The organism is Cupriavidus sp. D384, from assembly GCF_001652915.1.
GTDB lineage: Bacteria > Pseudomonadota > Gammaproteobacteria > Burkholderiales > Burkholderiaceae > Cupriavidus.
In genome coordinates, this window is sequence record NZ_BBQI01000010.1 from 47943 (window position 1) to 72449 (window position 24507).

Genomic DNA, 24507 nt, shown 5'->3' on the forward strand with positions numbered 1-24507 from the left:
CACCGCGGGGACGCAAGTTCCGCGCCCGGCGGGGCAAGATCGCTTGTCTGCTCAAGCTGTCTTGCCATTGTTACGCGCCACGTCGACAATCCGCCTACTCATTCCAATTCAATCGTCCTCAGCCGTAACATGCCGCAGCTGGAAAACCCGGAAGACCGCGCCGACAACGGCGCCATGAACGACGCCCCGCCCTCATCGTCCCGCCCCACGTCATCCGGCTGCGCGCGCCTGTCGCCCGGCAACTGGTTCAGCGTCACGGCGGTGTCATATGCACTCACCGCCGGGGCGCTGCTGCTGGTCATGCATGCCAACCTGGTGGCGGCGCTGCTGGCCGGGCTGCTGCTGTATTCGCTGGTCGACGTGCTGGCGCCCCGCCTGACCCATTCCCGGCGCGACGCGTTGGCCGTGGCGATCCTGTCCGCCATCATCCTGCTGGCCCTGACCGGCGGCATCTGGGCGCTGGTGCATTTCCTCAATGTGGATAGCGCCACCCTCGACCGCCTGCTCGACCACGCCTCCGACATCATCGACCAGTCCCGCGCCCAGCTGCCGTCCTGGCTAAGCGACTATCTGCCAAGCGGTACCGAAGAACTGGTTACCACGCTGCTTGCGGCCATGAAGGAACACGCCCAGATGGCGCAACGGCTGGGCACCGACATCCTGCGCACCCTGCTGCATATCGTGCTGGGACTGATCATCGGCGCCATGGTGGCGCTGTACCGCGCCATTTCGCGGCCCAACCGCCGGCCCCTGGCCAACGCGCTGGTCAACCGCGCCCGTACGCTGCAGCAGTCGTTCGCGCAGTTCATCTTCGCCCAGATCCAGATCTCGTCGATCAACACGATCCTGACGTCGATCTACCTGCTGGTGGCGCTGCCACTGTTCGGCCAGCACCTGCCGCTGTCCAAGACGCTGGTCGCCATCACCTTTATCGCCGGGCTGCTGCCGGTGCTGGGCAACCTGATCTCGAACACGGCCATCGTGATCGCTTCGCTGTCGGTGTCGCTGCCGATTGCCATCGTGTCGCTGTTCTTTCTCGTGGTGATCCACAAGCTCGAATACTTCCTGAATGCGCGCATCATCGGCGCGCGTATACAGGCCGCCGCGTGGGAGCTGCTGACGGTGATGCTGGTGATGGAAACGCTGTACGGCATCCCCGGCGTGATTGCCGGGCCGATCTTCTACGCCTACGTCAAGCGCGAGCTGACCACCTCCGAGCTGGTGTAGCCCGCCGCGCCAAGTCACTGATTCCATTGGGAACGGGTACGCAGCAACTGGTACGACCAATTACGGGCCAGTTGCTGCCGGTGCGGTACGCGGCCTCTTCCCCGGCGGCGCCGTTCAGGCGCTTTCGCCTTCCACCTTGCTGCGCACGAAGTCGATATGGGTCTGCATGGCCGTGCGCGCTTCTTCGGGCCGGCGTGCCAGGATGGCCTCGCACAGCGTGCGGTGCTGGCGCAGCAGCAGGTCCGACGATTCGTCGTCCGCCTCGCGCAGGCCGGTACCGTTGATCGTGATGTGTTCGCGCAACATGCCGATCACGCTCGTATGCAGGTGCAGGAACATGGTGTTGTGCGACGCCTGCGCAATCGCGTCGTGCAGCTTCGCGTCGGCATCGGCCTCGGCGGCCTTGTCATCGGTCTCGCGCGAACGCTCCAGCGTCTTCAGCAGGGTACGTATACGTTTCAGGTCGGCGGCATCGGCACGCAGCGCAGCAAAATAGGCGGTGGCGCCCTCCAGCACGCGGCGGAACTCCAGGATGTCGTCGCGCAGCGCGGGGTGGTCGGCCACCAGCTGGCCCCACGGCGACGCAATGCCTGTGCGTAGCTGATCGGTGACGTATACGCCGGCCCCGCGCCGGCTCTGCAGCAGCCCACGGGCCGCCAGCCGCTGGATCGCCTCGCGGATCGTGTTGCGCGCCACGGCGTACTGCTCGGCCAGCACGCGTTCGGCCGGCAACCGGGTGCCGACGGGCCATGTGCCGTCCAGCAGCGCGGTCTCCATCCTGCGCATGATGTCTTCCACGCGGTTGCGTGCGCTGCCCCCCATCGATCCCTTTCCAGTCCCCTGTCATCGGCCCCGCGCGCCTGATTGGTCCAACCAATTTGTACTCCGGCGCGGGAGCGGGAATTATGCGCCCAAAAATGCCGCGACGCGTGTCACCCGCAGCGGCGCCATACCGGAGGCAGACAATGCAATCCAGGCAATACCCCACGACCCTCCCGCAACAGGTCTACCTGTTCGGCACCTGTCTCGTCGACCTGTTCGTCCCGCAAGCCGGCCTCGACGCCGTGCGCCTGCTGGAGCGCGAAGGCCTGACCGTCCACTTTCCACGCGGCCAGAGCTGCTGCGGGCAGCCCGCCTACAGCAGCGGCAACCCCGAGCAGGCCCGCAAGGTGGCCCGCGCCCAGCTGGAACTGTTCCGCGAGCCCTGGCCGATCATCGTGCCGTCGGGCTCGTGCGGCGGCATGATGCGCCACCACTGGCCCGCGCTGTTCGCCGACGACCCGGAGGCTGGGAAGCTGGCCAGCGACATCGCCGGCCGCGTCTACGAGCTGGCCGAATTCCTGCTCAATGTGCTGCATGTGCGCTTTGACGACATGCCAGCCGGCGACCACGAACGCGTGGTGCTGCACACCTCGTGCGCCGCTCGCCGGGAAATGGGGACGCGAGCCCATGGCGTGGCGCTGGTCGATGCGCTGCCGGGCGTGACCCGCGTGGAGCATGTGCGGGAATCGGAGTGTTGCGGCTTTGGCGGCACGTTCTCGCTCAAGCATGCCGATATCTCGGGCGCCATGGTGCGCGACAAGGTGGCCTCCGCATGTGCCACCGGCTGCGACCGGCTGGTGTCCGCCGACTGCGGCTGCCTGCTCAATATCGGCCACGCCGCCGCCCATGCGGGCGCGCCGCTGCCGGTGGAGCACCTGGCATCGTTCCTCTGGCGCCGTACCGGGGGTGCCGCATGACCGCCATGACCGCCCGCGAGCGCATGCTGGGCCGTCTGCGCGCCGCCGTTCCCACCTCCGGATCGACCCTTGCCGCGGACACCGCCGCCGTGGATCGCCGCATCGACGAACATTTCGACACCCGGCGCGGCGAGCGCCCGGCGGTGGCAGCCATGGTCGCGTCGATGCAGGCCGCGCTGAGCGCGTCGCATGCCGAGGTGGTCTGCACCGGCACCGCAGCCTGGCCCGCCTGGGTCGCCACACGGCTGGCCGCCGAAGGCGTGCGCCGGCTGCTGCTGGACACCGCCCGCCCCGAAGGCGCCGCGCTGGCGCAGGCCCTGCCGGCGGGCATCGCCACCCAGGATTTCGACCGCCCGATCGAGGCGTGGAAGGCCGAGCTGTTCGATACCGTCGATGCGGGCTTCACGGTGGCCCGATCCGGCCTGGCCGCCACCGGCACGCTGGTGCTCGCGCCCGATGCCGGGTCGCCGCGCACGATGTCGCTGGTGCCGCCGATCCATATCGCGCTGGTGTACGCCTCGACGCTGCATCCCGACCTGCACAGCGCCGTGCGCGCCGAACGCTGGACCGATGGCATGCCCACCAACCTGGTGATGGTGTCTGGCCCGTCCAAGACCTCGGACATCCAGCAGACACTGGCCTACGGCGCGCATGGTCCGCGCCAGCTGTGGGTCGTCATCGTCAACGACCATGCGGGAGGCGCCGCGCAATGAGCCAGCAGACCCTTCACTTCGTCCCCACCGCCGACTTCCGCGCCCGGGCGCGCGAGGCGCTTGACGATCCCAAGCTGCGCCAGAGCTTTCGCGGCGCGATGGATTTCCTGCAGCAAAAGCGCGCCGTGCAGTTTCCCGACGGCGACGAGCTGGAACACCTGCGGGATCTGGGCGAAGCGGTGCGCCAGCACGCGCTGGCCAATCTGCCCGACCTGCTCACGCAGCTCGAAGCCAACCTCACGCAGGCCGGGGTGCAGGTCCATTGGGCCGAGACGGCCGAAGAGGCCAACGCGATCATCCATCGCATCGCCCAGACCCATGCCGCAAAACGCGTGATCAAGGGCAAGTCGATGGCCAGCGAGGAAATGGAGCTGAACCATTACCTGGCGGAGCGCGGCATCGATTGCATCGAATCGGACATGGGCGAGTACATCGTGCAGATGGCCGGCGAAAAGCCGTCGCACATCGTGATGCCGGCGATCCACAAGACCAAGGCCGACATCGCCACGCTGTTCGAGCAGAACATCCCCGACACGCCCTACACCGAAGATGTCGACGCACTGATCCAGACTGGCCGGCGCGCGCTGCGCCAGGCGTTCGTGGAAGCCGATATCGGCCTGTCGGGCGTCAACTTCGCGGCCGCCGATACCGGCACGCTGTGGCTGGTCGAGAACGAGGGCAACGGGCGGCTTTCCACAACCGTGCCCAACGTGCACGTGGCCGTCATGGGCATGGAAAAGGTGGTGGCAAGCCTGGCGCATATCGTGCCGCTGTCGAGCCTGCTGACGCGCTCGGCCACGGGCCAGCCCATCACCACCTACTTCAACCTGATCTCGGGCCCGCGCCAGCCCGGCCAGCAGGACGGCCCGCGCGAAGTGCACCTGGTGCTGCTCGACAACGGCCGCAGCCAGGCCTATGCCGACGCCCAATTGCGCGCAACGCTGCAATGCATCCGCTGCGGCGCCTGCATGAACCACTGCCCGGTGTACACGCGTATCGGCGGCCACGCGTATGGCACGACCTATCCGGGCCCCATCGGCAAGATCATCTCGCCCCACCTGCTCGGCCTCGATGCCACGGCCGACCTGGCTACCGCATCGAGCCTGTGCGGCGCCTGCGGCGAGGTGTGCCCGGTGCGCATTCCGATTCCGCAGTTGCTGGTGCGCCTGCGTACCGAGGCCAACCGCGATCCCGGCGAGGCCGTGCCGCATCCGCTGAAGGGCCAGGGCGCGAAGTACAGCAAGCGCGAACACCTGGTGTGGCGCTTCTGGAGCGGTGCGTTCGCGCATCCGGCCGCCTATCGCGTGTTCCGCTGGGCCGCCACGCGGCTGCGCGCCTTCACGCCGGCTTCGCAGATGGGCTGGACCCGGCATCGCCAGCCACTGACGCCCGCGCCCAAAAGCCTGTCGGACCTGCTGGCCGAGCGAAACCAGCCCGGGTAGCCACGCCGGCCCCTGCGCCGCTGCTCACAAGAATTCAAGAATCCAAACACCACCGAGGAGACATTCCATGCAACCCTGGACCCAGCTATACACGCCGCTGGGCAGCCTCTGGCTGTCCGCGCTCGCAGCGGCGGTACCCATTTTGTTCTTCTTCGTCGCGCTGGCCGTGCTGCGCATGAAGGGCCATGTGGCGGCCGCCGTCACCCTGGCGCTGGCGCTGGCCGTGGCGATCTTCGCCTATGGCATGCCCGCGCAGCAGGCGTTCGCCGCCGCCGGCTTCGGCTTTGCCTACGGGCTCTGGCCGATTGCCTGGATCATCGTCACGGCGGTGTTCCTGTACAAGATCGTCGTGAAAACGGGCCAGTTCGACGTGATTCGCGCATCGGTGCTGTCGATCACCGACGACCAGCGCCTGCAGATGCTGCTGATCGGCTTTGCGTTCGGCGCGTTCCTGGAAGGCGCAGCCGGATTCGGCGCGCCGGTGGCGATTACCGCCGCGCTGCTGGTGGGCCTGGGCTTCAATCCGCTGTACGCGGCCGGGTTGTGCCTGATCGCCAACACGGCGCCGGTGGCCTTTGGTGCGATGGGTATTCCGATCATCGTGGCCGGTCAGGTCACGGGCATCGACCCGATGCACATCGGCGCAATGGCCGGACGCCAGCTGCCGCTGCTGTCGCTGGCCGTGCCGTTCTGGCTGGTGTTCATGATGGACGGCTGGAAGGGCGTGCGCGAGACATGGCCCGCCGCGTTTGTGGTGGGCAGCAGCTTCGCGGTGACGCAGTACTTCACGTCGAACCATATCGGGCCCGAGCTGCCGGACATCACGTCGGCACTGGTCAGCCTGATCGCGCTGGCGTCGTTCCTGCGCGTGTGGCAGCCGCGCTCGGCATCGCAGGCGGCGGGTGGTTCGGTATCGGGCGGCGCGATAACCATGGCCGGCTTTGGCGGCGGCATGGGCGCGCCTTCGCGCCGCAAGGCATCGCCGTACACGTTTGGGCAGACCGTGCGCGCCTGGGCGCCGTTCGGCATCCTGACGGCCATTGTCACGGTGTGGAGCCTGCCGTCGTTCAAGGCGCTGTTTGCCGCCAACGGGGCGCTGGCCGGCTCGGTGCTCAAGTTCAAGGTGCCGATGCTGGACCAGCTCGTCATCAAGGCCGCACCGATCGTGGCGTCGCCCAAGCCCTATGAAGCGGTGCTGAAGCTCGACCTGCTGTCGGCCGTGGGCACGGCGATCCTGCTGACGGCGATCATCTCGGTGGTGCTGCTGCGCATGAAGCCACGCGACGCCATCACGACCTTCGTCGAGACGATGCTGGAACTGCGCCGACCGGTGCTGTCGATCGGCCTGGTGCTGGCTTTCGCGTTCGTGGCGAACTACTCGGGCATGTCGTCCACGCTGGCGCTGCTGCTGGCCGGTACCGGCGCCGCGTTCCCGTTCTTCTCGCCGCTGCTGGGCTGGCTGGGCGTGTTCCTGACCGGTTCGGATACGTCGTCGAACGCACTGTTCTGCTCGCTGCAGCACACCACGGCACACCAGATCGGCGTGTCGGACACGCTGCTGGTGGCCGCCAACACCACGGGCGGCGTGACGGGCAAGATGATCTCGCCGCAGTCGATTGCCGTGGCCTGCGCGGCCACGGGCCTGGTGGGCAAGGAATCGGAGCTGTTCCGCTTCACGGTCAAGCACAGCCTGCTGTTCGCGTTCATCGTGGGCGTGATCACGATGGTGCAGGCGTACTGGCTGACGGGGATGATTCCGGGCTGATGCAGTGCCTTCGGTGCGCTCCCCTCTCCGGCCGTGCGGGAGAGGGGCACGCATAACCGCGGTTGGCCTTGCTTCAATCGTTCGCCGCGTCCCTCGGCAGGAACGCATTGCCCTCCGTCAGCGGCGCATACCGGTAGGTCGCCGGCGTGCGGCTCAGCTTGACCGGGGCGCCCAGGCCCTTGTAGCCACCGGGCATCTCCACCACCATCTCGCGGTGCGCGGTATGCGGATGCGTCAGCGCGTCGGGCACCGACAGCACGGGCGCGCACGGCACGCCGGCCGCTGACAGTTCGTCGGCCAGCGCCTTGCCGTCCCACGCCGCCAGCCTTGATTCCAGCGTGCCTTTCAGCTGCGCCCGGTTGACCGAGCGCGCGCCAGCCGTGGCAAAGCGCTCGTCGTCGGCCAGTTCGGCCACGCCGATGTGCTCGCAGAAGATGCGGAACTGCCGGTCGTTGCCCACCGCCAGGAAGATCGGGTCGGTGGCCGTGGCCACCGTGTCGTACGGATAGATGTTCGGGTGCGCGTTGCCGGTGCGGCCCGGCGTCTTGCCGCTCATGAACCAGTTGGCCGCGTGCGGATGCAGCAGCGACAGGCCCGAGTCATACAGCGCCGCCTCGACAAACTGCCCACGCCCGCTGCGCTCGCGCTCCTGCAGCGCCAGCAGCACGCCCAGCGCGGCGTTCAGACCCGTCACCATGTCCACCACCGGCAAACCCACGCGCAGCGGGTCGCGGTCAGGTTCGCCGTTGATGCTCATGATGCCGGCCATCGCCTGGATGGCGGCGTCATAGCCGGGCAGGCCGCCCAGCGGGCCGTCGGCGCCGAAGCCCGACACGCGGCAATGCACCAGCCGCGGAAAGCGCTGCGACAGCGCGTCGTAGCCCAGGCCCCATTTCTCCATGGTGCCGGTCTTGAAGTTCTCCACCAGCACGTCGGCGTCGGCCAGCAGGGCCAGCAGCACCGCGCGGTCGGCGTCGGCGGTCAGGTCCAGCTTCATCACGCGCTTGTTGCGGTTCAGGCCGAAGTAGTACGACGCCACGCCGTCACGGAACGGCGGGCCCCAGGTGCGCGTGTCGTCGCCCTGCGGCGGTTCGATCTTGAGCACGTCGGCCCCGTGGTCGCCCAGGATCTGCCCGCAGAACGGGCCGCCCAGGATGCGTGACAAATCCACTACGCGGATGCCGGCCAGCGCGCCGCTCTTGCCGGTTTGGGATGGCGTCATGTCTCTTCCTTGTGATGCTGCTTGTCGTTATGTCAGTCCAGCTGTGCGCCGGATTTCTGCACGACGGCACGCCACTTGCCGACCTCGGCCTTCACGAAATTGCCCAGCTGTTCCGGCGACGTGGACGGCGCCAGTTCCAGCCCCTGCGCCAGCAGCGTCTTGCGGACTTCGGGCTGCTGCAGCGCGTCGGCGAACGCATGGTTCAGCTTGCCGATGACGGCGGGCGGCGTTCCCGCCGGTGCCACCACGCCAAAGAATACCGAAACATCGAACCCGGCAACACCCTGCTCGGCCACGGTGGGCACATCGGGCAGCGCCTGCGAGCGGCCCTTGGTGGTCACGCCCAGTGCGCGCACCTTGCCACTCTTGATGAATGGCAGCGCGGTCAGCACGTCGGTAAAGGTCATGCTGACCTGGCCGCCCAGCAGGTCGTTCAGCGCCGGGCCGGTACCCTTGTAGGGCACGTGCTGGAAGTCGGTGCCGGCCAGGTTGTTGAACAGCACCCCGGCCAGGTGCGACGATGCGCCATTGCCCGACGACGCGTAGCTGAGCTTGCCCGGATGCGCCTTGCCATAGGCGATCAGCTCCTGCACGTTCTTTGCGGGCACGGCCGGATTCACCACCAGCACATTGGGCAACTGGCCGATCTGGATCACCGGCGCAAAGCTCTTGACCGGGTCGTAGTTGATCTTGCGATACAGGCTCACGTTGATCGCCAGCGGCGCCGACGTGCCGAACATCAGCGTGTAGCCATCGGGCTCGGCCCGCGCCACCACCTCGGCCCCAATATTGCCGCCCGCGCCGGCGCGGTTTTCCACCACCACGGGCTGGCCCAGGCTGTTCTTGAGCGCGGCGGCCAGCGTGCGGGCCATGGCATCGGTGGGGCCGCCCGGCGGGTAGGTCACCACCAGCATGATCGGCTTGCTCGGGAAATCCTTCTGCGCGAAGGCGGGAGTGGCCGTTGCAAACAGCGTGCAGGCGGCCATCGAGGCAAAGGCGGCCAGGGCCGCGCGGCGGTGCCATTGGGGCATGATGCGTTGTCTCCGGTGAAGCTTTTTTATATGGGGCGCGCGATTCGGGTGAGGGGGCGCGCGCCCGTTCGGAACCGCGCGAGGCGGATCTTCAGAACACGTTGACCTGGTCGACCGGCCCCGCGGCGCGCACCACGCCATCGGCGGGCGGTGCCACGGTATCGGCCAGCCAGTCGGGCTCGGCGCCGCCGCCCAGCGGGTCTTGCGGCAGCACGCGATGCGCGAGCACCATCTGCGCCAGGCGCATGCGGCGCACCGAGCCGATCCGGCCCGCTTCCCAGGCCATGGCGACGGCACTGGTCACGTGGTACAGCGCCGAAGCGGCCTGGCGGGCCAGCACGTCGCCATCGGCACCGGCGTCGGCCGCGCGCGCGGCCAGTGCGGCGGCATTGGCGATGGCCGAGGCAAAGACTTCGCGCGCCTGCGCCTGCATCGGCGTGTCCTGCAGCAGTTGGGCCAGATGCGCCCGCAGCACCGGCAGCGAGCCTTCGCGGCGAATCGCGCGCAGGACGTCGAGCGCGACGATATTGCTGGTGCCTTCCCAGATCGATCCCAGATGGGCGTCGCGCACCAGGCGCGGATCGCTCCATTCCTCGATATAGCCGCAGCCGCCGCGAATCTCCATCGCATCGCCGGTCACCTTGCGGGCGTCGCGGCAGGCGCGGAACTTGATCAGCGGCGTCAGGATGCGCATCAGCGGATAGGCGTCGGCCTCGCCCGCATCGGCGCGGCGCAGCGCTTCGGCGGTCTGGAACACCATCGTGCGGGCCTGCTCGGTAGGCAGCGTCAGCTTCAGCAGCTGGCGGCGCATCAGCGGCATGTCGGCCAGCCGCTTGCCGAAAGCCCGGCGCTCGCGGGCGATGAACTGGCCCTCGGTCAGCGCGCGGCGCATCAGGCCGGCGGCCCGCACGCCGTTGGACAGCCGCGAGTTGTTGATCATGTCGGCCATCTGCACGAAGCCACGGCCCAGTTCGCCCACCAGATGCGCATGCGCGCCCTCCAGGCGGATTTCGCCGCTGGCCATCGAGCGCGTGCCCAGCTTGTCCTTGAGACGGATGATCCGGTAGTGGTTGGCGCTGCCATCGGCCAGCGTGCGCGGCAGCAGGAACAGCGATACGCCCTTGATGCCCTCGACGGCCGTGCCATCGGCCTCTTCCACGCGGGCCAGCACCATGGCCAGCGCGGCGTCGGGATTGGAGCAGAACCACTTGTCGCCCACCAGCCGCCAGCCGCCTTCGGCGCTGTCGTCTCGAATCGCCCGCGTGGCCGTGGCGGCCACGTCCGAGCCGGCACCCTGTTCGGTCATGAACATCGCGCCCTGGTACAGGTCGTCGAACACCTGCGTGGTCAGGTTGGGCAGGAAGCGCTCGACCAGCGCCGGGTCGCCGAACTTGCGCAGCGTACGCGTCAGCGAATCGGTCATCGACAGCGGGCAGCACAGGCCGAATTCCGCCTGCACGAACAGATAGGTCAGCGCGTACTTGGCCGCTGGCGGCATCGGCTTGTCCCAGCCCAACACCCCGCCGCGATGCGACGCCGCGGCGAGGCCGAATTCCGAAAACGCCACGCGCTCCAGTTCCACATAGGCCGGATGCTTGTGGATACGCTGGTCGTCCAGCCCGGTGCGCGTCCGGTGCGACAGCGTCGGCGGCTCGTGGTCGGCCACATTCGCCAGTTCGTCCAGCACGCCGCCCGCCAGCGCGCCCATGCGCTCCAGGTGCGGCAGCAGATGGTTGAACAGGTCGGCAGGCAGGTACAGCGGCAGCAGCGCGCGCAGGTCGGGGTCCGCCGCGAACAGGCTCGAACCGTGGCGGTCGGGTACCGGATGGACGTCTGGCTGGGCGTGGATATGTGGCGCGGGCTGCGATGCGGCGGGCCGGGTGGCGCTGGTCGGCATGCGGTGTCTCCGTTGGCTCCCTGCCCTGCAGAACGGGGCGGGATGGTTTGGGATTCATTATTTGATCGCCAACGATTCGCGTCCAATTCTAAAATTGGCTTGATCAATACAAAATTTGTATCGCCATGGAATTCCGTCACCTCCGTTACTTCCTTGTGCTGGCCGAGGAACTGCACTTCGGCCGTGCCGCCCGGCGCCTGTCGATCTCCCAGCCGCCGCTGTCGCTCAACATCCAGCAGCTCGAAGCCTCGGTGGGCGCCCGCCTGTTCGAGCGCGACAGCCGCGGCGTGCGCCTGACCGCCGCCGGCCGTGCATTCCAGGAATCGGCCATTGCCCTGCTGGCGCAGGCCGAATCGGCGCGGCTGCTGGCGCGCGAGATCGAGGCCGGCGCCGTGGGCCGCCTGCGCGTGGGCTTTGTCGGGTCGATGCTGTATCGCGGCCTGCCGCAGCGCCTGCAGGAGTTCCAGGGACGATATCCGGGCATCCATGTGGCGCTGACCGAACTCAATTCGCAGGAACAGATCGACGCGCTGCTGCATGGCGAACTGGATGCCGGCTTTGTCCACACCAGCCGCGTGCCCGATGAACTGGCGGCCACGCTGGCCCATTCCGAACCGTTCGTTTGCTGCATGCCGGCCGACCATCCGCTGACCGCCAGCGATACCGTGGCCCTGGCCGATCTGCGCGGCGAGCCATTTGTGCTGTTTTCGCGCAAGGCGTCGCCCGACTACTACAGCCGCATCTTCGACATGTGTGCCGCACAGGGCTTCTATCCGCGCATCCGGCACGAGGTGCGCCACTGGTTGTCGGTGGTATCGCTGGTCTCGCAGGGCATGGGCGTGGCCGTGGTGCCTGCCGCCATGGCGCGCTCCGGCATGGCGGGTGCGGCATTCCGGCCACTGGCCGATGCCACGGTGCCGTCGGAGGTGTATTGCGTGTGGAAGCAGGCACCCGACCACCCGGCACGCGACCATTTCGTCGCCACGGTCAGGACAGCGGCAGCGCAGGCCGGCATCTAACGCCGGGCATGGCGGCAGCGCCAAAAAGAAAAAGCCACCGGCCCAGGGGGCCAGTGGCTCTGAAGTACGCGTGGAACGGGGTGTTCAGCGTGCGTGCAGCTTATGCCCCCGGGGCACGCCGTACCAATACCGCAAACGTGTTATTCGGAGCCGCAAGGCGGTCAGTCCGCCCCACAATCCTGCGATTCGTGCCCAGGCGGGGGTAATCCCCTAGGGTCAGACGCCGCCACGGCACACCTTGCGGTACGCAAGGTCGCGGCACCTCACGGCGCGGTTCAGGTATCGCCCGGCGCAACGGCCCGCTGCACGGGCAGCGCAGCCGGATTGTCGGTGGGACTGACCACGGCATACAGATAGCGGCCGTTGCGCCAGTACTGCGCCATCAGGTTGCCCTCGGTGCGCGACCCATTGCGCAGGCGCAGATCGCCCTGCGGCCGCACGTAATAAACAATCGCCTGCATCTGCGGGTTCTGGTACAGGATCATCGCGGCCGGGCCTTGCTCGGTGGACATCAGCCGGCCGCCCACGGGACGGAATCCGTAGGCCGAGAAATCGGGCAACGGCGCGGGCTGCACAAAATGGCGATTCAGCCATGCCTGCAGCTCGCGTGCATCGGTGGCCTTCGCATCGATCTTCACGTCGACCATCTGCGGCGTGGCGCTGACGGCGAACAGCCGATAGGCCGACATCGCATCGGCCATCGGCGGATAGCTCTGGCGCAACGCGATTTCGCGCGACTGCCAGCCGCCCATGCCGCCCACGGCCAAAGCCACGACCAGCGAGGCGGCGATGGCCGCGCGGTGCCGCATGCGGTCGCGCAAGCCGCGGCGGATGCGGAACGGGTCAAGCCGGGCCGGCGTGTCGGCCGGCGGCGGTTCCATGCTGGCGCGCAGGCGCTGCATGTCCTGCCGGATCTGCTCCACCTCGCGCGCCAGCTCCGGATGGCTGGCGATCAATGCGTCGATCTGCAGGCGCCGCGTTTCGTCCAGTTCGCCATCGACATAGGCGTGCAGTTCCGGTTCGGTAGGCATCAGCGTATTCATTTGAGCACCTGCAGGGGAGGATGGACGACCTTGCCGTCGGTGAGTTCGCGCAGTGCCTTGCGCGCCCGGGAGATGCGCGACATCACGGTGCCGATCGGCACGTCGAGCGCATCGGCAGCCTCCTGGTAGCTGAGCCCTTCCACGGTCACCAGCATCAGCAGCGCGCGCTGTTCGGCCGACAACCGGTTGAAGCCGTCCAGCGCCGAGCGGGCCAGCACAACGTCTTCGGTGGAGGGGGCGCTGTCCTCGTCACTGCCGGCCCCGAACAGCGTCAGCAGGCCCACATACCGTTTGGCACGGCGCTGGCCGTCGATGAACTGCCGGTACAGGATCGAGAACAGCCAGGCACGCAGGTCGCTGCCTTCCTGCCGCGTCACACGGCGCGACAGCGCGCGTTCCAGGCACGCCTGAACCAGGTCGTCCGCACCGGCCTCGTTCCGCGTCAGCGACACCGCAAAGCGGCGCAGCCTTGGAATCACTTCGCGCAGCGCATCGTCTGAGAAATCGTTGTCCATCGGTCCAGGGGCGGCAAGGGCGGGAATGTCATTACACGGTAAACGTCTGGCAGCAAGAGTTATTCCGCCCACATTACAAACAGCTAACAACGGTGTGGCTTCAGCGCGCAAATGGCGCGAATGCTATACAATCGAGAACGATTTCTATTTACGTACCCCGACAGGATTTTTCTGTCGCGCGGCGGCGATCCCGCCCCTGGACTGGAAGCATATGCGGTTGTCTGAACTGCCCCGGCGCACGGTCGCCATCGTGAAATCGGTGGACGATGCCACCCCTAACGACCCCGTCGCCCGACGCCTGCGCGATCTCGGCTTCGTGCCCGGCGAATCCGTGCAGATCGTCACCTTCGGCCCGTTTGGCAAGGATCCTCTGGTTGCCCAGGTGGGCTACACGCGCTTTGCGCTGCGCCGCTCGGAGGCCGGACGCATTGCCGTGGAAGTGGCCACCGCCACCGTGTCGAGCATCGCGCCGGCAGGCCAGGCTGGCACCGCCGACACCGCCGATGCTTCCGGTTCCGACGCCCAGCGCATTGCCTGAGGGCCTGCCCGCCTTCGCCTGACCCTATTCCATCATGTCAGTTGCCCAGAATGCCTCCGCCTTGCGCATCGCGCTGGTCGGCAACCCCAATTGCGGCAAGACCGCACTGTTCAACCGCCTGACCGGCAGCCGCCAGAAGGTAGCCAACTACGCCGGCGTGACCGTCGAGCGCAAGGAAGGCCAGTTTGTCTCGCCGGCCGGCCGCACCGTGCGCATCCTCGACCTGCCCGGCGCATACAGCCTGCATTCGGCCAGCCTGGACGAAGCCATCACGCGCGAGGTCTGCATGGGCCAGCGCCCCGGCGAGGCCCGCCCCGACCTGCTGGTGTCGGTGGTCGATGCCACCAACCTGCGCCTGCACCTGCGCTTCGTGCTGGAACTGCGCCGCCTGGGCCTGCCCATGGTGGTGGTGCTCAACATGAGCGATGCGGCGGCCCGCCGCGGCATCGTGATCGATCGCGACGCGCTGTCGCAGGCGCTGGGTGTGCCCGTGGTGCAGACCGTGGCCGTCAAGCGCGACGGCGCCGCCGCGCTGGTCAAGCTGTTCGACGAGACGCTGCCGCCCGCGCCCCCGGCACAGCCGCTGGACAGCGTGTCCGAGCTGGACACCCACGCCGAGGTCAAGCGCCTGCTGGACGCCGCCGTGACGATGCCCACGCGCACCGCGCGCTTCGACGACGCCGTGGACCGCGTGGTGCTGCACCCGGTGTTTGGCCTGGTGATCCTGGCCGTGCTGCTGTTCTTCATGTTCCAGGCCGTGTTCTCGTGGGCCGAGCCGATGATGGACGGCATCGAGGCTGGCGTGCATTTCTTCGGCGAGTGGGTCGGCGGCATGATGCCCGACGGCATGCTGAAGAGCCTGCTGGTGGATGGCCTGATCGCCGGCCTGGGCAGCGTGATCGTCTTCCTGCCGCAGATCCTGATCCTGTTCCTGTTCATCCTCACGCTAGAGGAATCGGGCTATCTGCCACGCGCCGCGTTCCTGCTTGACCGGCTGATGATGAGTGCGGGCCTGTCGGGCCGGTCGTTCATCCCGCTGCTGTCGAGCTTTGCCTGCGCGATCCCCGGCATCATGGCCACCCGCACGATCCAGGACCCGCGTGACCGGCTGACCACCATCCTGGTGGCGCCGCTGATGACCTGCTCGGCGCGCCTGCCCGTGTATGCGCTGCTGATCGGCGCGTTCATTCCGGAACGTACCGTGGCCGGCCTGTTCAACCTGCAGGGCCTGGTGCTGTTCGTGCTGTACGTGGCCGGCATCGTCAGCGCGCTGCTGGTGGCCTATGTGCTGAAGTGGTTCCGCCGCGACCGCACCGACCATCCGCTGCTCATGGAGCTGCCGTCGTACCGCGTGCCCAATCCGCGCGATATCGGCATCGGCCTGTGGGAGCGTGCACGTATCTTCCTGGCGCGCGTGGGCAAGGTGATCCTGACGCTGACCGTGCTGCTGTGGTTCCTGGCAACGTTCCCGTCGCCACCAGAAGGCGCCACCATGCCGCCGATCGACTACAGCTTCGCGGGCATGATCGGCCGCGCGCTGGAGCATGTGTTTGCCCCGATCGGCTTCAACTGGCAGATCTGCATCGCGCTGGTGCCGGGCCTGGCCGCGCGTGAAGTGGCGGTGGGTGCGCTGGCGACCGTGTACGCGCTGTCGGGCAGCGACGATGCCGTAGCGGTGCAGCTGGCCCCGATGATCGCGGCGCAATGGTCGCTGGCTACGGCGCTGTCGCTGCTGGCCTGGTACGTCTTCGCGCCACAGTGCATTTCCACGCTGGCGGTGATCCGCCGCGAGACCAACTCCTGGAAGGTCATGGCCGCCTCGGCCGCCTACCTGGCGGGGCTGGCCTATCTCGCGTCGTTCATCACGTACCGCGTGGCGCTGGCGCTCACCTGATATCGAGGAAACTGGCTGCCTGCCAGCCAGTCAAACGGCCATGACGCTCTATCACGCCTTCGAAACCCTGATCGTCCCGCTGATCGTGCTGGGCTGCGCCATCCACGTGGCGGGCCGCTACATGCCACGCACCCGCGAGCGGGTGAAGGCGCGCCTGGCAGCCATGCTGGGCGGCACGGCGGCCAATGGCTGGCGCGGATGGCTGGCGCGGCGCCTGGCCCCGAGCCAGGCTGCAGGGTGCGCCAGCGGCTGCGACACGAACAGCGGCTGCGGCACATGCGACTCGAATACGTCAGGGTCGGGCGACACCGGCAACACCGGGTCCGGCGGCAGCAACGAGCAGATCATCCGCTTCGTGCGCAAATCCTGAACACGGCATCGGCCCCAGGAGGGTTGGGGTGGAAATGGCAACGGCGATCCCTTGGGGTCGCCGTTTTGCTTTCCGGAGCCCGATTCGACAGCACGCAGAAACGGGTACGCTTTGCCGCTGACCCTGCCGGTTTGCGGAGAGGGTCTGGAGGTTCCAATCCCGCCAATCCTTGTTGAGACGCCTGCCCTCTCCGCCACCCTCTCCCATGATGGGAGAGGGGTGCGCATAACCAAGCGTCGTGGAACGCTACGCAGAAACGGGTACGCTTATCCAACGAAAAAGCCCGCCGGACCCATCCGGCGGGCTCTTCCAGCCTGCGCGAACCTACTGTGCGATGCCCGGAATCGTCAGCGACACCGGCATGGCCTCGGGCCCGGCGGTACAGGACACGATCACCGTGAACGGTCCCGACCCGGTGGATACCACCTGCGCCAGATTGGCTCCGAACGGAATGATCGAGACCGGACCGCTGCCCACCTGCCAGTTCCACGTGTTATTGCAGCCCATGATGCCTTCGTCGACGCCACGATGCAGCAGGTGCGCGGACACCGGTGCCCCGCCACCCGGCACGATGAACGGGTCCGGGCCGCTGTAGATCAGGCCCCACGTCGGCTGCTCGGTCACCAGCAGCTGGGCGCGCGGCTTGGCGGTCAGCGTCAGGCTGCCGGCCATCTCGTCGAGCACGCTTTGCAGCGGTGCAATGCCGGTTGGGCGGCTGGTGCTGACCGTGGTCACGTGCGTGGCCGAGTTCGGCAGCACCGCCAGCGATGGCGAAGTGGTCATGTACGTCCACAGCCCCGTGAAGTCGGCCGTCGCGTCGGTCTCGTCATTGCGCAGCACGCGCGAGTCATAGGTCTGCGGATAGCCGTTCAGCACGTTCAGCGCGTTGATCTGCTGGCCGAATTGCGACAGCACCAGGCGATAGGTCGACACGCTGCTCTTGAACACCGACACCAGGAACGCGCCGGTCAGGGTATTGCCGTCGGGCGCGGTGACCTGCACGGTGACCACCGACTGTGCGGCCGTGTCGCTGGCGTTCACGCCGCGCAGCGTGCCCACGTTGCTGGCGGCTGTCACCTGAACCGCCGACGTGCTGCTGCGCCAGGCCCAGCCTGTGGCAGCCGCGGAGCGGTTGGCGCCATCGCTGTCGATCAGCGATGCCGTCACCGGCAACACCTGGCCGTCGGTCATCGACAGCACCGGGTATGGCAGCGCCAGGCTGTAGGTACGCACGCCCGGTGCCACCACGGTGATCGTCGCGGCCACCTGCGGCAGCGCGGGAGTGGTGCCGTTGGCGCCGGTAACCGTTGCCAGCACGTTCACGGCCGTCGTGCCCACGCCCACGCCGGTCACCACGGCGCTGCCAGGGATGGTGCCGTTGGCCACAGCCGCCATGGAGCCGTTGTTGCTGGTCCAGACGAAGGTCGTGGTGCCCGTGACATCGTTGCCGAGATCGTCGACGACCGACGCCGTCAGCGAGATCGTGCTGCCCACGCCCACCTGGCCCGACGTGCGGTTCATCACCAGCGTGTACGACTTGGCAACCGCCGTGGTGCCGCCACCAGCGCTGCCGCCGGCATCGCCACCGGCCCCGGCCGGTGCAGTCGTGCCGGCGCCCGAACTGCCGCCTCCGCCGCCGCACGCTGCCATCAGCATGGCCGTCGCCATGCACACGATCCACCCCGTCCACGCACGTGTACGCATGATTGCCCCCTTTGTCGTTATCAATCCCGTTCCTGCTGCTGTCAGCCTAGGCGGGATGTGGATGGCGATGTACTGGCCAGAGGACTGAGCGCTTTCCCACATATCGGGTGGAACTCATCCGTTCGGGGTAAGGCTCCGACGTGCGGAATCCCACGTTCGCGGCCGAATCGGACTGGTCAGACGAAATACCGGCGGTTGACGCTGCAGCGCCTTTTGCACTACGCTCTGTGTGTTCGACCCCGCCAGATGGCGGAGCGATATCCTTCTCGCACGATGCCAGCCAACTCCCTCGACCTCCGCCACGCCGCAGATGCCTCGCGCATCGGTGCCGCCGTGCGCGCGCGCGTTGAGGGTTCGCTGGTCGCCCTGACCTCGTGCCGCGCCCTGCTGGGCGCTTCCTCGCTACTGCTAGGCCTACCGATCGGTTGCCGGGCCTAGTGCCCTGTGGCAGTTCGGCAGCCGTTCGCCACCCTTTTTCCGTTTTCCCGTTTTTCCCATTCACGCGAAGCCCTCGTACGCCGAGCCGCTTCCTGATGCTTCCTTAGCGAGGAAGGAGATACCCCATGCCCATGTTGCGCAACCCCGCCACCAAATACCGTCCCGCCACCGTAGTCGACCTGCCCGACCGCGTCTGGCCCTCGCGCCAGATCACGCACGCCCCGCGCTGGATGAGCACCGATCTGCGCGATGGCAACCAGGCGCTGATCGAGCCAATGAACAGCGCCCGCAAGCTGCGCTTCTTCGAACAGCTGGTGAAGGTTGGCCTCAAGGAGATTGAAGTCGCGTTCCCGTCGGCGTCGCAGACCGATTTCGATTTCGTCCGCATGCTGATCGAGGAAGACCGCATTCCGGACGACGTCACCATCGTGGTGCTGACCCAGGCGCGCGAAGACCTGATCCGCCGCACCGTGGAATCGGTGCGTGGCGCCAGACGCGCCACCGTGCACCTGTACAACCCGATCGCCCCGGCGTGGCGCCGCATCGTGTTCAACGCATCGCGCGAGGAGATCAAGGAAGTGGCCGTGTCGGGCACGCGCCTGATCCGCGAACTGACCGATGCCATGCCGGAAACGGCCTGGTCCTACGAGTATTCGCCCGAAACCTTCAGCCTGGCCGAGCTCGACTTCTCGCTGGAAGTGTCCGATGCCGTATCGGCCGTCTGGCAGCCGGATGCGAAGCGTCCGATGATCCTGAACCTGCCGACCACGGTGGAATGCAGCACGCCCAACATCTTTGCCGACCAGATCGAATGGATGCACCGGCATCTGGCGCGCCGCGAACACATCGTGCTGTCCGTCCATCCGCATAACGACCGCGGCACGGCGGTGGCGGCTGCGGAGCTGGCCGTGATGGCTGGCGCAGACCGCGTGGAAGGCTGCCTGTTCGGCAACGGCGAGCGCACCGGCAACGTCGACCTGGTCACGCTGGCCCTGAATCTCTACACGCAAGGCGTGGACCCCGAACTCGATTTTTCCGATATCGATGAAGTGCGCCAGTGCGTGGAACACTGCAACCAGCTGCCCGTGCATCCGCGCCATCCGTATGTCGGCGATCTCGTGTTCACCGCCTTTTCCGGCTCGCACCAGGACGCCATCCGCAAAGGCTTTGCGCAGCAGAAGCCGGACGCGATCTGGGAAGTGCCCTACCTGCCGATCGACCCCGCCGACCTGGGCCGCAGCTATGACGCGGTGATCCGTGTGAACAGCCAGTCGGGCAAGGGCGGCATGGCGTACCTGCTGGAGCAGGCGCACGGCATCTACATGCCGCGCCGGCTGCAGATCGAGTTCAGCCGCGCGGTGCAGGTGATGACCGACGAGACCGGGCTCGAAGCCAGTGCCGAAGACCTCTACGCGCTGTTCCGCCGCGAGTACCTCGACGTTGACGCGCCGCTGCGCTATGTGTCGCACCGCATGGTGTCGACCAGCGACAACGCCGTGGAAATCGAGATGGAAGTGACACGCGACGGCCAGCCGGTGCGGGTACGCGGCGCGGGCAACGGCCCCATCGACGCAACGGTCGACGCATTGTCGCGTGGCCTGGGTCTTGCCGTGCGCGTGATGGACTACCACGAGCACGCCATGACCACCGGCGCCGACGCCAATGCAGCCTGCTATGTGGAAGTGCGCGTTGGCGATTCGGCCACGGGCTTTGGGGCCGGCGTGAACGCCAGCATCGTTACGGCATCGCTGAAGGCCATGGTGTCGGGTGTCAACCGGCACATGCAGGCACGGGACCAGGACCAGGCTGAAGCCGCCTGACTGGCCGGACCTATCGGATCTGCCTGAAAAACGGTGTGCCCTGCCCCCACAGGGCACACCTGAAAAGACGTCCTGGCGGACGCCCACGACATGCGCGGTGCACAACCACGAGCCCACAGCGTAAGGGCCGCGACGCGCGTACGCCACGAATAAATCCGCATGTCCATAGAAGCATCAGGCGGGTGCCGCAAGCCCTTTCGAGCGTGCGACGCGGGGTCGTGTCGCGCGTTGACGACGTAGTTGCACGCAATTTGTGTCGACTGCACTTCACTTGTTCTGCATCAAAGTTTGAGTACCTTGCACAAGACAAACTGGTCGCACTTTTTCGATGTTTAGTGCCTGACCAACATGACGACTGCAACTTCTCCTCGCCGCAAGACCCTCGTTTCCTCCCTCTGCATGGCGCTCGCCGCCGCCACCATCGGTACGCTTTCCGCGCCTGCAGCCGCCGCTGACGAGACGCAGGGCAACTGGATGGTCCGCCTGCGCGGCACCTATCTGGACATGGCAAACAAGTCCGACCCTGTCGGCGGCGCCGGAGCATCGGATCGCATCCATGTCAACAACAAGTGGATTCCCGAAGTCGATATCACCTATTTCATCGTGCCGAATATCGCGGCCGAACTGGTGCTGACCATCCCGCAGAAGCAGGACGTAAGCCTTGACGGCTCGAAGATCGGCACGTTCAAGCATCTGCCGCCGAGCCTGCTGCTGCAGTACCACTTCCTGCCGAATGGCACGTTCCGCCCGTATATCGGTGCCGGTGTGAACGCCACGCGCATCTATGGCGCTGACCTGGCCGGTGGCACACTGGGCCTGGACAAGTGGAGCGTGGGTCCGGCACTGCAGATCGGCATGGACTACAAGCTCAACAAGAACTGGTTCCTGAATGTCGACGCCAAGAAGGTCTGGATTTCCAGCAACGTCTACGCGAACGGCGTCAAGGTTTCGACCGTCAGCCTCGACCCGTGGCTGTTCAGCGCCGGCGTGGGCTATCGCTTCTGATCACCTACGGATTTAAGGTTTTTCCGAGACTTTCCATTTTGTCTCCTCGAAGGAAGGCCGCCTAACCGACGTCCTTCCCGCCTCACTGCGCGCGGCAATCCCGCGCGCTTTTTTATTTCTGATTCCCCTGGGGGTGTGAGGCTGGGATTGGGCGCGCCGGATGCACCGGCGCGCCCCCGAGGTCAGCGGAACGCCGGTTCGTCGAAACTGCGCAACTTGCGCGAGTGCAGCTGCTCGACACCGTTCTCGCGCAGGATGCGGATGGCTTCCAGGCCAATCGTCATATGCTGGCTGACACGCTGGCGATAAAACGCATTCGCCATGCCGCGAAGCTTCAGTTCGCCGTGCAGCGGCTTGTCGGAAACGCACAGCAACGTGCCATATGGCACACGCAGGCGGAAACCATTGGCCGCCACAGCCGCGCTTTCCATATCGATTGCAATCGCCCGCGACTGATTGAAGCGCGCGTAAAGCGCCTTCGACTTCAATTCCCAGTTGCGGTCATCGGTGGACACAACCGTACCGGTGCGCATGCGCGTCTTCATCTCGGTGCCGGACAAACCCGTGACGCGGGCCACTGCCTCTTGCAGTGCCACCTGGATTTCGGCAATCGGAGGCACCGGCACCCATGGCGGCAGGTCGTGGTCCAGCACGTGGTCGTCACGCACGTAGGCGTGCGCCAGCACGTAATCGCCCAGTTGCTGCGAGCGGCGCAGTCCGCCACAGTGGCCCACCATCAGCCAGCAATGCGGACGCAGCACGGCCAGGTGGTCGGTCATGGTCTTGGCGTTCGACGGCCCCACGCCGATGTTCACCAGCGTCACGCCGAGCCCGTCCTCGCGCACCAGGTGATAGGCAGGCATCTGCGGCAGCGCCTTCGGACGCGCGGCGTCGTCGGGCTCGGTGCCGCCCAGGTCCTGCATCACATCGCCGGGCTCGACAAAGCGCACGTAGCCGTCGCCACCGTCGCCAGACATCAGGCTGCGTCCCAACGTCACGAACTCGTCGACATATCGCTGATAGTTCGTGAACAGCACAAAGCGCTGGAAATGGTGGGGCGCCGTGCCCGTGTAGTGATAAAGCCGCTGCAGCGCCAGGTCCACGCGTTCGGCCGGGAACAGCGACAACGGCCAGGCCTCGCCAGGCGTGGGCTCGTAGGTGCCGTTGGCGATCGAATCGTCGATGCGGCTCAGTTCGGGCAGCACGAACGAGGCTTCCAGTTCGCGAGCCTGCGTGTAGCTGATGTCGGTGGTCGATGCCTCGATCACGAACGGCAGCGGTATCGGCCGGCGCGACAGGCCCACCACCACCGGCACGCGGTGATAGCGCATCAGCCGCTCGATCTGGTCGCGGTAGTAGTCGCACAGCAGATCGGGCCGCGTGACCGTGGTGCCGTACACGCCGGGGTAGGCCACCGTGCCCCAGGACGGGCGGCTGTCGGTGACCATGGTTTCCAGGTTGACGGAAATGCCGAGATACGGATAGCACGCGTGGGCCGCCGACGGCAGCGGCTTGCCCTTGGCAAACGCGTCGAAGCGCGCTCGCACGGCCGCCACGGAGCTGTCGTAGATCTCGCGGATGCGCGCCATTGCGCTATCGGCATCGCTGAACTCGGCCAGTTGGTCGGCCGGGTGTGCGGAGGAGAAGATCGGGGCGTTCATGACAGCCATCATACCGCCAGCTTCCGGCGCGCAACAGGCCATCGCGCGCCTGGTCTCGAGATCGCACATGCGTGCGGGCGGTCGCATTTTCCGGACAAAGTTGTTTGACGTCGCCGCATCGGCTTCGCTACACTCTGTCGCCGAAATGCGCGACAAATAGCGCGACATATCGCGCGAAAACGCGGCGCAGCCGCTCTGCGCCCCCCACTTCTGGAGGGTCTGCATGCAGCGCTCCGGAATCACGCAGGAGGAATTGTCGATGGAAATCCGTAATCCGTTGCCCGCAGAGGTAGAGGCAGCCCGGCTGCTGCTGGCTGCCAACGGCTGGCAACAACGGGTCGGCAATCCCGAGCGCTTCGCGCAACTGATCGCCAACTCGCAACGCGTGGCGGTGGCAGTGGAAAACGGCGAGGTCATCGGCTTCGCTCGCGCACTCTGCGACGATATCTCCAACGGCTACATCTCGATGGTCGCCGTGGCGCCCCAACATCGCCGCCGTGGCATTGGCCGCGCTTTGCTGCGCCATGTGATGGGCAACGACCCGGACATTACCTGGGTACTGCGCGCCGCCCGCTCTTCCGAGGCGGCATTCTTCGGCCAGCTGGGCTTCACGCCATCGATGGTGGCAATGGAGTGGCGCCGCCGCTAAGGCGCAGCGTCCGCCGCCTGCCGGCCCGGCTACTGGTCCATCGCACGGCGAAATTCTTCGGCAGTCCCCATCTGGCGGAACAGCTTGCCACCGGGCGCGAACCGGTCGGCACTCGATAGCCCGCCCACCACCACCGGATCGAAACCGGCATCGCGCACCAGCCCGGCCGCCACGGACAGCGCCTCGGCATCGTTGCCGGCCATCGGCACCGCCATCAACGGCGGCTTGCGGTGACTTTCGCGCGTGAACTCCGCCGCGCCCGTGAAATTGAACACCCGCACGATGCGCGCACCCGCCAGGTATCTGGCCGTGGTGGCGCCGATGCCGTTGGCCTTGACCTCGTCCACGATGGCGCCGTCGCGCGCTGCCACGGCGTTGGTGGCGTCCAGCACGATCTTGCCCTGCCAGCGGTTCTGCTGGCCCACATCGGGCACCGCACCATAGGGCACGGCCAGCAGAATCACGTCGGCAAACGCCACGGCCTGCGCAACCGTACCGGCCTGGGCCAGCGGCCCAAGGGAATCGGTCAGCGTCTTCAGTTCCTCGGGATGGCGCGAAGCAAACATCACCGGATGGCCCGCCTTCACCAGCAGGCTGCCCACGGCACTGCCCAGCCGGCCCGAACCGACCACGCCAATCTTCGATTTCCCCTTGCCCTGCGGGGCCTGCGCCACGGCGTGCCCGGCCGGCACCGCCAGCAGCGCTGACCATCCGCCGGCAATCAAGAGCCTGCGCCGCCCGTGCGACATTCCCCGAAATCCGTGCGCCATCGCCTGCCCTCCGCGTTGCCCCGCTCCGATCACTCTAGGCGAATC

21 protein-coding genes are annotated in these 24507 nt (G+C 67.0%); 12 read left to right on the plus strand and 9 right to left on the minus strand.

The features are described 5' to 3' along the window. The first annotated feature begins 129 nt into the window (after nt 1-129). The gene (locus tag A9J21_RS05195) at nt 130-1227 is read left to right on the plus strand and encodes a hypothetical protein (RefSeq protein ID WP_082926231.1); all 1098 of its coding nucleotides are present in this window, start codon (nt 130-132) and stop codon (nt 1225-1227) included. 114 nt (nt 1228-1341) lie between these two features. Here the strand turns inward: A9J21_RS05195 and A9J21_RS05200 are convergent, their stop codons facing one another. Then, nucleotides 1342-2049 (minus strand): FadR/GntR family transcriptional regulator, encoded by a 708-nt coding sequence (locus tag A9J21_RS05200; protein WP_066732595.1) that lies wholly within the window; start codon nt 2047-2049, stop codon nt 1342-1344. A gap of 143 nt (nt 2050-2192) precedes the next feature. On the opposite strand from A9J21_RS05200, the gene A9J21_RS05205 reads away from it, so the two are divergent. The 4 genes from A9J21_RS05205 to A9J21_RS05220 all read left to right on the plus strand — a co-directional run bounded on the left by A9J21_RS05205 (nt 2193) and on the right by A9J21_RS05220 (nt 6886). Then, nucleotides 2193-2966: a (Fe-S)-binding protein gene (locus tag A9J21_RS05205; RefSeq protein ID WP_066732597.1), complete on the plus strand. Its 774-nt coding sequence runs from the start codon at nt 2193-2195 to the stop codon at nt 2964-2966. Next, a complete protein-coding gene (locus A9J21_RS05210; protein WP_066732601.1) occupies nt 2963-3679 on the plus strand; it encodes a lactate utilization protein in 717 nt (238 codons plus the stop codon). The genes A9J21_RS05205 and A9J21_RS05210 overlap by 4 nt, the downstream gene beginning before the upstream one ends. Beyond that, nucleotides 3676-5121: a LutB/LldF family L-lactate oxidation iron-sulfur protein gene (locus tag A9J21_RS05215; RefSeq protein WP_066732603.1), complete on the plus strand. Its 1446-nt coding sequence runs from the start codon at nt 3676-3678 to the stop codon at nt 5119-5121. Before A9J21_RS05210 ends, A9J21_RS05215 begins: the two co-directional genes overlap by 4 nt. Before the next feature lie 67 nt (nt 5122-5188). Beyond that, entirely contained in the window at nt 5189-6886 is a 1698-nt protein-coding gene (locus A9J21_RS05220) for a lactate permease LctP family transporter (RefSeq protein WP_066732604.1), read from the plus strand. Between the two features lie 73 nt (nt 6887-6959). Here A9J21_RS05220 and A9J21_RS05225 read toward each other — a convergent pair whose 3' ends face one another. The 3 genes from A9J21_RS05225 to A9J21_RS05235 all read right to left on the minus strand — a co-directional run bounded on the left by A9J21_RS05225 (nt 6960) and on the right by A9J21_RS05235 (nt 11036). Then, on the minus strand, nt 6960-8108 hold the full coding sequence (locus A9J21_RS05225) for a CaiB/BaiF CoA-transferase family protein (protein ID WP_066732606.1): 1149 nt from the start codon (nt 8106-8108) through the stop codon (nt 6960-6962). A gap of 32 nt (nt 8109-8140) precedes the next feature. Continuing rightward, the gene (locus A9J21_RS05230) at nt 8141-9139 is read right to left on the minus strand and encodes a tripartite tricarboxylate transporter substrate binding protein (RefSeq protein ID WP_066732608.1); all 999 of its coding nucleotides are present in this window, start codon (nt 9137-9139) and stop codon (nt 8141-8143) included. Between the two features lie 91 nt (nt 9140-9230). After that, nucleotides 9231-11036: an acyl-CoA dehydrogenase family protein gene (locus tag A9J21_RS05235; protein ID WP_066732610.1), complete on the minus strand. Its 1806-nt coding sequence runs from the start codon at nt 11034-11036 to the stop codon at nt 9231-9233. A gap of 125 nt (nt 11037-11161) precedes the next feature. On the opposite strand from A9J21_RS05235, the gene A9J21_RS05240 reads away from it, so the two are divergent. Beyond that, complete coding sequence (locus A9J21_RS05240; RefSeq protein ID WP_066732612.1) at nt 11162-12055, plus strand: LysR substrate-binding domain-containing protein; 894 nt, start codon at nt 11162-11164, stop codon at nt 12053-12055. 275 nt (nt 12056-12330) lie between these two features. Here A9J21_RS05240 and A9J21_RS05245 read toward each other — a convergent pair whose 3' ends face one another. Continuing rightward, nucleotides 12331-13098: an anti-sigma factor gene (locus tag A9J21_RS05245; protein ID WP_066732614.1), complete on the minus strand. Its 768-nt coding sequence runs from the start codon at nt 13096-13098 to the stop codon at nt 12331-12333. Next, nucleotides 13095-13613: a sigma-70 family RNA polymerase sigma factor gene (locus A9J21_RS05250; protein ID WP_066732616.1), complete on the minus strand. Its 519-nt coding sequence runs from the start codon at nt 13611-13613 to the stop codon at nt 13095-13097. The genes A9J21_RS05245 and A9J21_RS05250 overlap by 4 nt, the downstream gene beginning before the upstream one ends. A 211-nt stretch (nt 13614-13824) precedes the next feature. Here A9J21_RS05250 and A9J21_RS05255 point away from each other — a divergent pair, with 211 nt between their 5' ends. Genes A9J21_RS05255 through A9J21_RS05265 form a run of 3 tightly spaced genes read left to right on the plus strand, consistent with a single transcriptional unit; the run spans nt 13825 to nt 16415 of the window. Beyond that, nucleotides 13825-14151, plus strand: a complete 327-nt coding sequence (locus A9J21_RS05255) for a FeoA family protein (RefSeq protein WP_066732618.1) — start codon at nt 13825-13827, stop codon at nt 14149-14151. Between the two features lie 34 nt (nt 14152-14185). Next, nucleotides 14186-16045 carry a ferrous iron transport protein B gene (gene feoB, locus A9J21_RS05260; RefSeq protein WP_066732620.1) on the plus strand — a complete coding sequence of 620 codons (1860 nt, stop codon included), beginning with the start codon at nt 14186-14188 and terminating at the stop codon, nt 16043-16045. A gap of 40 nt (nt 16046-16085) precedes the next feature. Next, on the plus strand, nt 16086-16415 hold the full coding sequence (locus A9J21_RS05265; RefSeq protein WP_066732622.1) for a DUF6587 family protein: 330 nt from the start codon (nt 16086-16088) through the stop codon (nt 16413-16415). Nucleotides 16416-16739: 324 nt separating this feature from the next. On the opposite strand, the gene A9J21_RS05270 is transcribed toward A9J21_RS05265, so the two are convergent. Then, nucleotides 16740-18119, minus strand: coding sequence for a hypothetical protein (locus A9J21_RS05270; protein ID WP_066732624.1), 1380 nt, complete (start codon nt 18117-18119; stop codon nt 16740-16742). Nucleotides 18120-18688: 569 nt separating this feature from the next. Between A9J21_RS05270 and leuA the strand changes: the two genes are divergently transcribed. Both leuA and A9J21_RS05280 read left to right on the plus strand, forming a co-directional pair. Next, nucleotides 18689-20377 (plus strand): 2-isopropylmalate synthase, encoded by a 1689-nt coding sequence (leuA, locus tag A9J21_RS05275; protein WP_197497460.1) that lies wholly within the window; start codon nt 18689-18691, stop codon nt 20375-20377. A gap of 399 nt (nt 20378-20776) precedes the next feature. After that, nucleotides 20777-21382, plus strand: coding sequence for an OmpW family protein (locus tag A9J21_RS05280; RefSeq protein ID WP_066732628.1), 606 nt, complete (start codon nt 20777-20779; stop codon nt 21380-21382). Nucleotides 21383-21564: 182 nt separating this feature from the next. On the opposite strand, the gene A9J21_RS05285 is transcribed toward A9J21_RS05280, so the two are convergent. Further along, nucleotides 21565-23055: an AMP nucleosidase gene (locus tag A9J21_RS05285; RefSeq protein ID WP_066732659.1), complete on the minus strand. Its 1491-nt coding sequence runs from the start codon at nt 23053-23055 to the stop codon at nt 21565-21567. A gap of 247 nt (nt 23056-23302) precedes the next feature. Between A9J21_RS05285 and A9J21_RS05290 the strand changes: the two genes are divergently transcribed. Further along, complete coding sequence (locus A9J21_RS05290) at nt 23303-23692, plus strand: GNAT family N-acetyltransferase (RefSeq protein ID WP_066732661.1); 390 nt, start codon at nt 23303-23305, stop codon at nt 23690-23692. 29 nt (nt 23693-23721) lie between these two features. On the opposite strand, the gene A9J21_RS05295 is transcribed toward A9J21_RS05290, so the two are convergent. Next, the gene (locus A9J21_RS05295; RefSeq protein WP_066732630.1) at nt 23722-24462 is read right to left on the minus strand and encodes an NADPH-dependent F420 reductase; all 741 of its coding nucleotides are present in this window, start codon (nt 24460-24462) and stop codon (nt 23722-23724) included. Nucleotides 24463-24507: the final 45 nt, after the last annotated feature.